General features: G+C 65.8%; 8 protein-coding genes. All 8 read right to left on the reverse strand.

Going from position 1 to position 10,495, the window contains the following annotated elements:
* Positions 1 to 28: 28 nt before the first annotated feature.
* The 8 genes from AAIO73_RS07575 to AAIO73_RS07610 all read right to left on the reverse strand — a co-directional run bounded on the left by AAIO73_RS07575 (position 29) and on the right by AAIO73_RS07610 (position 10,491).
* Positions 29 to 1,531: a glycoside hydrolase family 32 protein gene (locus AAIO73_RS07575; protein WP_345877118.1), complete on the reverse strand. Its 1,503-nt coding sequence runs from the start codon at positions 1,529 to 1,531 to the stop codon at positions 29 to 31.
* Complete coding sequence (locus AAIO73_RS07580; RefSeq protein WP_345877119.1) at positions 1,528 to 2,904, reverse strand: sugar porter family MFS transporter; 1,377 nt, start codon at positions 2,902 to 2,904, stop codon at positions 1,528 to 1,530. Before AAIO73_RS07580 ends, AAIO73_RS07575 begins: the two co-directional genes overlap by 4 nt.
* Positions 2,897 to 3,859, reverse strand: a complete 963-nt coding sequence (locus AAIO73_RS07585; protein ID WP_345877120.1) for an ROK family protein — start codon at positions 3,857 to 3,859, stop codon at positions 2,897 to 2,899. Before AAIO73_RS07585 ends, AAIO73_RS07580 begins: the two co-directional genes overlap by 8 nt.
* Positions 3,860 to 4,074: 215 nt before the next feature.
* Positions 4,075 to 5,160, reverse strand: coding sequence for an ROK family transcriptional regulator (locus AAIO73_RS07590; RefSeq protein ID WP_345877121.1), 1,086 nt, complete (start codon positions 5,158 to 5,160; stop codon positions 4,075 to 4,077).
* Positions 5,161 to 5,301: 141 nt separating this feature from the next.
* Positions 5,302 to 6,330, reverse strand: a complete 1,029-nt coding sequence (locus AAIO73_RS07595; RefSeq protein WP_345877122.1) for a phytase — start codon at positions 6,328 to 6,330, stop codon at positions 5,302 to 5,304.
* Positions 6,330 to 9,134 (reverse strand): TonB-dependent receptor, encoded by a 2,805-nt coding sequence (locus AAIO73_RS07600; RefSeq protein WP_345877123.1) that lies wholly within the window; start codon positions 9,132 to 9,134, stop codon positions 6,330 to 6,332. Before AAIO73_RS07600 ends, AAIO73_RS07595 begins: the two co-directional genes overlap by 1 nt.
* Before the next feature lie 146 nt (positions 9,135 to 9,280).
* Positions 9,281 to 9,724 carry a peptide-methionine (R)-S-oxide reductase MsrB gene (msrB, locus tag AAIO73_RS07605; RefSeq protein ID WP_345877124.1) on the reverse strand — a complete coding sequence of 148 codons (444 nt, stop codon included), beginning with the start codon at positions 9,722 to 9,724 and terminating at the stop codon, positions 9,281 to 9,283.
* 56 nt (positions 9,725 to 9,780) lie between these two features.
* Complete coding sequence (locus AAIO73_RS07610; protein ID WP_345877125.1) at positions 9,781 to 10,491, reverse strand: dienelactone hydrolase family protein; 711 nt, start codon at positions 10,489 to 10,491, stop codon at positions 9,781 to 9,783.
* Positions 10,492 to 10,495: the final 4 nt, after the last annotated feature.

The following is a 10,495-nucleotide window of genomic DNA, read 5'->3' on the forward strand; positions in this document are numbered from 1 at the left end:
GGTGTTCAGCCCGGTGCGATCGTCCCGGTCATGGCCGCGATCCCCCGTTCATCGGCCATGCCTGCATCGTCAGCTTTGCGCTGCCGCCGCGCGCGCTGGCGCTCCAGCGCAACTGCCCGCCGCCGCGAAAGAAGCGGTCGGTGATGGTGCGCGTGCCGTCGCCGACAAACACTTCGAGGATCGACTGGTCGGCCAGCACCCGAAGCCGCACGCGCTTGCCCTTCAGGTCAACCGGCGCGACATGGCGGTTGGCGAAACCGTCATGGAAATGCGGCCCCGACCGGGTACGGTCGATGAACACCTCGTCCACGCCCGGGTTCACCCCGACCAGCGTCTGATAGCCCTGTTCATCGGTCAGCGCGATCGTGACCTGTTCGGCGGTGCCGGTGTCGAGGTCGAGCAGGAGATCGGCCGAACCGCCCGCCACCGGCAGGTCGACCGGCTGTTCGCCGAGCGTACCGCTGAACGCCTGCGGCGCACCCCGCAGGCCCGCCACCTCGCGCACCGGCGCCTGCGCGATGCGATAGCCGGCGGGCGTCTTCTTCAACGTCACTTCGCGCGGAACGGTCATCAACCCGCGCGCCGGCCAGGTCGGGATCGCCTCGGCATAGCGCCAGTCATTGGCCCAGCCGATCCAGATGCGGCGCGGGTCGTTCTTGGGCAGGTCGTTCCACGACACGGCGGCATAGAAGTCCGCACCGTAATCCATCCACTGCGCCTCGCCCGGCCAGCCCGGCACGGGGGTGAAGCGCTTCCCGTCGAAATCGCCGACGAAATATTGGCCGCCCGAACCGCCGCCGACGGCATTGTCGCCGAGGTTGATGCCCAGCACCCAGCGCTTCTCGCCGGGCGCACCGCCTTCGACCGGCAGTTCGAACAGGTCCGGGCATTCCCAGTTCTTGCCGCGTCCGCCCGCCGGACCGAAGCTGCTGGCGAACGTCCATTGCTTCAGGTCGGGGGAAGTGAACAGCACGGCGCGGTTCTCCAGCGCCATCACCGCCACCATCACCCAGCGCTTCGTGGCTGCGTGCCAGAACACCTTGGGATCGCGAAACTCGGGCGATCCGACGCTCAGCACCTCGCCATGCACCGTCCACGTCCGGCCGCGGTCGTTGCTATAGGCGACATATTGCGACTGCAGCTTCGCCTTCGGATTATGGCCGGTATAGATCGCGACCAGCGGCGGTTTGCCGTTCCTGCCAAAACCGGTCGTGTTGTTCCAGTCGACCACTGCGCTGCCCGAAAACGCCATGACATCGGCGGTCTCGGGGATGGCGATCGGCAGTTCTTCCCAATGGACCAGATCGCGGCTGACCGCATGGCCCCAGTTCATATGGCCCCAGCGGTCGCCATGCGGGTTATACTGGAAGAACAGATGATATTCCCCGTCATAATAGACGAGGCCGTTGGGGTCGTTCATCCAGTTGCGCGCGGGCGCGAAGTGATAGGTCGGGCGCGGATCGGGCCGCTGGGCCGAGGCGGCGGTGGCGAGCGCGACGCCGGCCATGGCAAGGATCGCGAGCCGCTTCATGCCGCCCGCCCCTTCAGGTCCATATCCTCGAGCGCGACGCCGTTGGTCTCGGGCATCACCCGCACTGTCCACAGCAGCTGCAACAACATCATCGCGCCGAAAAAGGCGAAGACCCATCCGCCGACCGCGCTCGCCACGATCGGAAACAGCCAGGTGATCGCCGCCGCCGCGACCCAGTGGGTGGTCGACCCCAGCGCCTGCCCCTTGCCGCGCACCGCGCTGGGGAAGACTTCGGAAATGAAGACCCAGATCACCGCGCCCTGGCTGATCGCGAAGGCGGCGATGAAGGCGAGCAGCCCGCCGAGGATCAGCGTGCCGTTGGGAACGCTGCGTTCGAGCTGCCATCCGACCAGCAACAGTGCGGCGGCGCAGACGATCGATCCGACAAACAACAGCGGGCGGCGGCCGAACCGGTCGATGAAGAACAGGGCGGCCACGGTGAACAGCAGGTTCGTCCCGCCGACCGCGATCGACTGGAGCAGCGCGCTGTCCGCCCCGGCGCCTGCCAGTTCGAAGATGCGCGGCGCGTAATAGAGCAGCGCGTTGATGCCCGACAACTGGTTGAACATCGCAATGGCGATGGCGCAGGCGACCGGAAAACTATGCGCCGGCTGGAACAGCCGTGCATCGGCCTGTCCGGCGTCGCGCCGTTCGGCGGCTTCGATCCTCGCCAGTTCGGCCTCGGGGTCGAGGAATCCGAGCCGCGTCATCACCTGTGTCGACTTCGCCCGTTGGCCCTGTACCGCCAGCCAGCGGGGGCTTTCCGGCAGGAGGAAGGTCACGGCAAGGAACAGCGCGGACGGCACGGCGACGATGCCGAACATCCAGCGCCACGCCGTTTCGGGCGGAAGCGCCTGCGCGATCAGATAGTTGCTTAGGAACGCGATCAGGATGCCGAGCACGATGTTCAGCTGGTTCATCGCCACCAGCCGCCCGCGAAACTTCGCCGGTGATACTTCGGCGATATAGATCGGCGTCACTACCGACGCCGCCCCGATGGCGAGACCGCCGAGGAACCGGAAGGCGATCAGCATCGGCCAGCTTTGGGCGAGACCGGTGCCGAGCGACGACACGACATAGGCGATCGCGACCGACAGCATGATCGCCTTGCGCCCATAGCGGTCGGCCGGCGCGCCGGTGACCAGCGACCCGATCACCGTCCCGATCAGCGCCGATGCCACGGTGAAGCCAAGCGACGCATCGGTCAGCGCAAAGCGTTCCTGCAATGCCTGTGTCGCGCCCGAAATCACCGCGGTGTCGAAGCCGAACAACAGCCCGCCCAATGCCGCACCCGCCGCGCTCAATATGATGGCGGTTGTGGCCCGTGCATCGTCCACATCCTGCCGGCCTGCCGGCGTCGCGATGCTATGCATCGACCGTCTCCTTGTTCGCATGAAAGGGTTCGGCCATGCGCCAGTGCATCGGCCATTGGCGGGTCGCGGTGCGATAGGCGAGCGCCAGCGCGCCGGTCAGCCCTGCCGAAGCGCCCGCCGTCGGCGCCGCGATATAGTCGTCCATGTCGATCGTCCGCATGCTGGCGTCATATCCGGCGAGCCGGGCGACCAGCGCCGCTCGCACGCGTGCATACATGGGCGGCTGCATCACCCCGCCGCCGACGATGATCCGGTCGGGGCGGATGACATAGGTAAGCGTAGCGCACAGAGCGGCGATATAGTCCGCCTCCATCGGCCAGGCCGGGTGATCGGCCGGAAGCTGTTCCGCCGGCACGCCCCAGCGCGCGGCCATCGCCGGTCCGCAGGCCAGTCCTTCGAGGCAATCGCCGTGGAACGGGCAGATACCGGCAAAGCCGTCGTCGCCGGGTGCGCGCGGCACGGCGATATGCCCCGCCTCGGGATGGTTCGCGCCGCCATGCGGCACGCCACCGATCAGCAGCCCGACCCCGATCCCGGTGCCGATGGTCACATAGCAGAAGCTGTCGAGCCCCTGGCCGCTGCCGAACAGTCGCTCGCCCACCGCGGCGCAGTTGACGTCGGTGTCGAGCGTCACCGGCGCATCGACCGTCTGCCGCAGATGACCGAGCAGGTCGATATTCTCCCAACCCGGCTTTGGGGTCGACGTGATATGCCCGTAATCGCCGGCCAGGGGGTTGAGCGACAATGGTCCGAAGCTGCCGACCGACAAGCTCGACAGGTCGCCGTGCACGCGTTGCGCATCGCGAAAAAACGCGCTGGCGGCGCCCAGCGTCTCGACCGGGGTCGTGGTCGCGATCCGGGTTTCGGTGAGAATCGTGCCATCGCGGTCGGCGACGGCGCACAGGAACTTGGTGCCCCCCGCCTCAATCGCGCCGAGCAGTAGCGGCTCGCTCACCACCCGTATCCCGCCGGTCCTGCATGTCGCAAAATCGTCGCCATCGTCACTCTCCCATCATCTGCCGCTATTACGGTCGATGGCACTAAATCTACTAGTGTGATTTAGTTGGTCAAGAGCAAATTTTTCGCCTTTTCAAGAGTTTGGCGCACAATCGTTTGTGGTTAGCGATACCAGAGGGTTTTCGTTGGCTATCGTCGTACCCCCGAATTCGGTCAGCCGCGCTTGAACAAGCTGCTGAGATCAGGCGCATATTGCGCGTGGAGCGGCAACAGTCCCGCGCCGATCGCCGCTGCCCGTCGTCCTAATGTGCCGATGCGCAACTCCGGCGCGAAGAAATCGGGCGGGGCATGTTCGCCGAGCTGCCGTTCCACCGTCGCCGCGATCTCGGCCAGTTCCTCCGGCGGCAAGGATCCGTCGAGGATGACCGCCTCGAGATCGAGGAGGCTGTTCGCTCCCGAAATCGCGAACGCCAATGCTTCGGCACACCGACGTCGCCAGCCCTCCAACGCGGCCGGGGTCGTCGCCCGATCCCGATCATAGAGCGACGCGTGGTGGATTAGCGAATCGCGCCGACCACCTGCCAGAACCGGCATCGACGCCAGCGCGCCGGCATTGCCATGCCGCCCCTGCACCACCTGCCCGCCAAGGACGAGGCCGCCGCCGACAAAGGTGCCAAGATTGATGAACAGATAATTCTGGAGATCGGCCCCCGCCCCGCACAACAAATGCGCCAGCGCCGCGGCATTGCCGTCATTGTCGAAGAAGGTCGGCCATTGCAGCCCGGCACGCAACCGGTCGGCGACGTCACTGCGGCGCCATTCCTCGGCCTGATCTTCCGAAATGCCGAGTTCGTCGCGCCATTCGCCCAGAAACCACGGCATCGCGATGCCGATGCCCAGAAAGGTGCTGGGATCGCGCAGCGACGCCGGCAGATGTTCCTGCAGGAACCGGTCGATCCGCTCCACGGCCAGGTCGATGCTGGGAAAGGCGCCGGCATCGCACCGGACCGCACGCTGCTGCCCGTCGAAGTCGAGCGACACCAGCGTCATCGCGTTGCGGCCAATCTCGACGCCGACCGTATAGCCGCGCGCTCCGTTGATACGATAGACGGTCGCCGGCTGCCCCATGCCGCCGGTGCGCTTCTCGGCCTGAAACAGCAATCCGTCGCTGTCGAGTTCGTCAATGATCCGCACCACCGCTTGGGGCGACAGTCCCGTCAGGCGCGCGATCTCCGCCTTGGACGCACCGTTCGATCGCCGGATCGCCGAGAGGATCAGCCGTTCGTTATACCGGCGCATCCCACTCGCGTTCGTGCCCTTTCGCACCATATGCATATGGGCATCCGCTCCATTTCGACCTTGGTTATCGCTTTGTGATACACAAGATTTCGCAGGGAGTACCGGGTCGTGCCGTAATTTATCTCCGTGGCCGGCGGGCCGTCAGCGCAATTTCAGTGCCTTGCGCACAGCATCCCACGCGACGAACTTGAAATTCTGCGTCTCGGGCGCGTTGTCGCCATCCTGTGCGACGAACACGCCGTGGCGCAGGCCGGGGCCGAAATCGCCGAGCATCAGGTCGATGCCGTCGGTCTCGCTGGTCCCGTCGATCGCGCCGCCACCGATGCGGAAGCGGCCGGCATAGGTAACGCCAGGCAGGCGATAGAGGGTATAGGCATTGTCGCCCTGACTGCTGACGACCAGATAGCCGCCGGCACGCCCGCGGGGTGCCAGCGCCAGCCCTTCGGCATCGGCGACCAGCGTCGTGCCGTCGACCTTCGCAATCGCCGTACCCGCGACCGGCGCTGCGGGATCGGCGGCGAAGCGCCACAGGCTGACATCTTCCTCCGCGACGTAGAGCGTACCCGTCCGGTCGTCGACGACGCAGCCCTCGGCCCGGGTACCGACCTTCATCGAACGGACGGTGCGGACGACCGGGGTGGCGCCACGGGTATCGATCGACACCTGATCGATTCGCCCGTCCTTCATCACGACGAAGCCGAACAGCGCCTTGTCGGCCATCCGGGTCCACAGGCACATGCCATAGGCCTCCCCCGGACCGACCGGATAACGCCCCATCGGCACCAGTTTCTTCGCCACCGTATCGAGGGTGAACAGCGCGACATGCGCCTGAGCCTCATCCGCGCGGTCGCTGGCCGCGGCGATGACCCGGCCGCCAATCTCGCGCAGATCGACATTGTTCAGCCGCGCGGCGGGGGTGAAGCTCAGCCTTTTGCCCGACAGCGCATAGACATGGATGCCAGCCTTCTTGTCGGTGCCAATCACCAGACTGTCGGCAGGATTGCCCCGGTTGCGCCAGATGGCGGGATCGTCGGCGGCGTCGGCAGCGGTGTCGACCGGATCGGTCTCCGCCACCGCCGCCACCAGCGGCACCGCGCCGGGCGTCACCGCCGGCGGGGGCGTCATCGCGCACCCGCCGAGCAGCAGTGCTGCGACGATTGACCGCCGCATCAGAAGTTCACCCGCACACCAGCCTGATAGCGGCGACCGAAGGTTTCACGCTCGATCGTGTACTGGGTGTTGCGAACGTAGCGACGGCCGGGACCGTTCAGCAGGTTGCTGAAATTGCCGAACAGCTCGACGTTCGAATTGATCGCGTAGCGGACCGACGCGTCCAGTTCGTTGTCCTTCGCCCAATAGAAGTCGCCGCCATCGACGCCGCGGACGACGCCGTTGATGTTTTGGAAATCGCCCAGTTCGTCGAGCCAGCGCGAGCGGTTCTGATACTGGACCCGCGCCGAGAAGCCGTATTTCTCGTAATAGGCACCGATATTGTACACCGCATCCGACGCGCCGGGCAGCGGCACGCGACGGCCATCGGGGGTTTCCGCACGGCTGCGGTTGAGCGTCGCGTTCAGCTGCACGCCGAAGCCGCCAACCCAGTCGGGCAGGCCGAGATCGGCGACGAACGGATCGAGCTGCTGCTGGATCGCGCCCTCAATGCCGACGATCGAGCCGTTGCCGCCATTGTCGATCGTCGCGAAATCATATTGCGACCGATCGACGCCGCCGAAGTTCAGGATATCGCGGCCGAAGGTGCGGCTGGTGTCGAACAGCACGTCGCGCAACCGCTTGTAATAGGCACCAAACGACAGGAAACCGCCGGTCGACCCGTAATATTCGACATAGGCATCGACGCCCATCGCCTTTTCGGGCTTCGCATCGGGGTTACCGCCCGAAATCGTCAGATTGGCGTCGTTGAAGGTCAGGTTGGGGCGGAGCTGGTCGTAATCGGGCCGCGCCGCACCGGTGCTGAACGACAGGCGTGCCTTCATCTGGTCGCTGACGTCGTAATTCACGTGCAGGCTGGGATAGACCAGCGTCAGGTCGCTCCTGGCGGTCAGCGGGGTGAAGGTCGTGCCGTTGGGGGTCGCGAAGGCGGACGAGGTGTTGCGGATATGCTCGATCCGCGCGCCGCCGACGACATTGCCCCAATCGGTGACGACCGTCGCCATCGCATAGGCCGAATAGATGCGTTCGTTCACGTCGTACAGATTGGCGGTCTGATCGACATAGCGTCCGACCGTCTTCGCCCGGTCGACGAGGTCGAGGATCTGGTCCTTGCCGAAATACTGGAAGGTATAGCCGAGCGGGATTTGACCCTGGAACCCACCGGGGATCGCGATCTGCGCATAGCCGGTCGGGATGTTGGCGGCGGTGAACTGGGCGGCGCTGTTCAGTTCGAGCAGGCGTTCGTCGACCGACTTGGTGCGATCGTCGAAGCGCAGCCCGACCGCGAAGGTCGTCTTTTGGCCGAGCAGCTCGAACACGTCATGCTGCAGGTCGACCCGCGCGGTGTACGCCTCGGTCGTGTCGGCGGCGAGCAGCGAGCGCAGGCGGCTGAGCGAACGCGGGAAATCCTCGATCGCGGTCACCCGTTCGCCGCGGGCGAAGGTGCCATTGGCGTTGCGGATGGTGCGGAACAACTGCACCCGCGCCAGCTGCGGGTCGGTCAGGTCATAGCCGACGGTCAGGCGGTTGGCGGCATTGGCGCCGTTGCTGCCGAAGGACGGGCTGTCATAGTTCAGCTGCGCCGGCTGCGTCCGGTCGTCGATCGACCGGGTATAGTTGGCGCGCCACGACACCCGCCACGTGTCGAGATCATGGTCGCCGCCCAGCGTGTTGGTGAACACCGACTGTTTGTAGGCGCGCACGGTGAAGTTCGAATTGAGGTCGATGCCATAGACGGTGCCGCGCAGCGGGGTGTTGCCGGTGCAGACGTCCGCATAGCCGGTCGTGCCGGCCGCGGGCGTCGCGTTGACCGCACAGCCGGCGGTTGCGTTCGACAGGCGCGACTGCTGATCGTCGAGGTCGAAGATATAGTTGTTGCGCTGTTCGTCGTCCTGGAATGCCGAATAGATGGTTTCGGCGAAGATGCGGTGGCCGCTCGCCGGCTTCCAGTCGAGCCGGGTCGACAGCGCGTAATTCTTGCGGACGAGGCGGTAGAGCTTGTTCTCGGTCTCGCGCGCCCAGATGCGGTCGGCGAAACCGGGACGCGCGTCCTGCGCAACGCTTTCCCAATCGGTCTCGAAATTGTCGGTGACCATGCCGCGCCGATACAGGCTGGCCGACGACGACACGGCGAACTCGCCGATGCCGGTGTCGAACCGGTCGGAAACGACCAGCGACCCTTCGAATTCGCGACGGTCACCCAGTTCGACCAGGCCATAGCCGGCCTTGCCCGCGACGTGGAACCCATTCTGGTCGAAGCCCGAACGGGTGATGATGTCGACATTGCCCGAGATCGTCTCGCCGACCATGTCGGGGGTCACCGCCTTGCGCACGATGATCTGCTTGGCGATCGCCGAAGGGATCGAATCGAAACGCGCGGCGCGGCCTTCCGGGCTGACGACGTTGACGCCGTCGAACGACAAGGTGGTCCAGCGCTTCGGCGCACCGCGCAGGTTCACGTAGCGCGCCTGGCCCTGGTCGCGCTCGACGCCGACGCCGGGCAGGCGGCTGATCGCCTGGGCGATATTCTGGTCGGGCAGGCGGCCGACCGCGTCCGAGGCGATGACCGAGACGAGCGCGGTGCTGTTGCGCTGAATTTCGAGGGCTGCGGCTTCGGATTCGGCGATCGGGCGGCTGCCGCGCACGACGATTTCCTGCTCGCCATCCTCAGGCGCGGCGGGATCGGCGGCGACCGACACATCTTCGACCGGATCGGCCAGCGCGGCGGCGGGCAGGAATGCGGCGCCCGTCAGCAGCGCGCGCACGACGACAGCCCGCGAGGATCGGGCGAAGATACCAACCATGTAATGAAGCCCCTTTTTAGGGGAGCGTTGACCGCTCCCGCCTTGGGGCTGCCCCTGACGGCGGGGCATGAAACGACGATTACGGAGGCGTTACGTAATCATTACAGGACCGGCTGTTGCCGATTGGCAACAGCCGGCGAGGTAACCTATCCCTCGACCTGATCGAGATAGGCGCCATAGCCCTCGGCTTCCATCGCCTCCTTTAGGACGAAGCGCAAAGCGGCCGAATTGATGCAGTAGCGCAGGCCGCCACGATCGCGCGGCCCATCGGGGAAAACATGGCCGAGATGGCTGTCGCCGCCCGTCGACCGGACTTCGGTGCGGACCATGCCGTGTGTCGTGTCGCGCAGTTCGGCGACATTGGCCGGTTCGATCGGCTTGGTGAAGCTCGGCCAGCCGCAATGCGAATCGAACTTGTCGGCCGATGCGAACAGCGGCTCGCCCGACACGATGTCGACATAGATGCCGGCCCGCTTTTCGTGGAGATATTCGCCGGTACCGGGACGTTCGGTGCCGCTTTGCTGCGTTACATAATATTGTTCGGGGGTGAGGCGGGCGAGTGCCTCCTCGGTCTTGCGATAGTCGGTCATGCTGTCGTTCCTTCGTTACCGCCTAGATGGGGCCGAACCGGCCCCACGCAACCGGATCAGAACAGCTTGGCCAGGAACGCGACGACCGACGCCCACGACCGACGATCGGCATCGGCGTCATAGGCCATGCCCTTTTCGGGTGCCGCGGCATGGGGGTTGGTGAAGGCATGCATCGCCCGGCCATGCGCGTGCAACTGCCAATCGGCCCCGCGATCGCGCATCTCCTCGGCAAAGGCCAGCACCTTGTCGGGCGCGGCCATCGGGTCCTGCCAGCCATGTTCGACCAGTATCTTCGCCGCGATCGGACCGTCGCTCGCCAGATCGTTGCCGTCGAGCATCCCGTGCAGGCTGACCACGCCCAGCACGCCATCCGCACCGCCGCGCGCGAGGTCGAGAACGCACAGCCCGCCGAAGCAATAGCCGATCGCCGCCATCTTGTTCCCATCGACCCGGTCGAGCGACGCCGCGAACGTCGCCGCCGCCCGCATCCGCTGCAACAATGCCGCGCGATCCGCCAGGAACGGGCCGATCAAATGGCTGTTGTCGCCCGCCGGATCGCCCTGCACGTCCTTACCGAACATATCGATGGCGATCCCGACATAGCCGAGTTCGGCGAGGCGCTCGGCGGTCTTGTGCTCGCCCTCGCCGCGCCCGGCCCATTGGTGCGCAATCAGCACGGCCGGGGACGGACCGTCCGCCGCCGGGAAGGCGATGCCCGCCTGCAACACCGTGTCGCCATCGCGATAGTCGAAATACGCAACCGTCATTCTT

The sequence above is a fragment of the Sphingomonas epibiotica genome, assembly GCF_039615155.1.
In the GTDB taxonomy this organism is placed as follows: Bacteria; Pseudomonadota; Alphaproteobacteria; order Sphingomonadales; family Sphingomonadaceae; genus Sphingomonas.

Coding starts and splice junctions, on each gene's coding strand:
- AAIO73_RS07575 (WP_345877118.1), bottom strand. CDS start 1,531: ATGAAGCGGCTCGCGATCCTTGCCATGGCCGGCGTCGCGCTCGCCACC.
- AAIO73_RS07580 (WP_345877119.1), bottom strand. CDS start 2,904: ATGCATAGCATCGCGACGCCGGCAGGCCGGCAGGATGTGGACGATGCA.
- AAIO73_RS07590 (WP_345877121.1), bottom strand. CDS start 5,160: ATGCGCCGGTATAACGAACGGCTGATCCTCTCGGCGATCCGGCGATCG.
- AAIO73_RS07595 (WP_345877122.1), bottom strand. CDS start 6,330: ATGCGGCGGTCAATCGTCGCAGCACTGCTGCTCGGCGGGTGCGCGATG.
- AAIO73_RS07600 (WP_345877123.1), bottom strand. CDS start 9,134: ATGGTTGGTATCTTCGCCCGATCCTCGCGGGCTGTCGTCGTGCGCGCG.
- msrB (WP_345877124.1), bottom strand. CDS start 9,724: ATGACCGACTATCGCAAGACCGAGGAGGCACTCGCCCGCCTCACCCCC.
- AAIO73_RS07610 (WP_345877125.1), bottom strand. CDS start 10,491: ATGACGGTTGCGTATTTCGACTATCGCGATGGCGACACGGTGTTGCAG.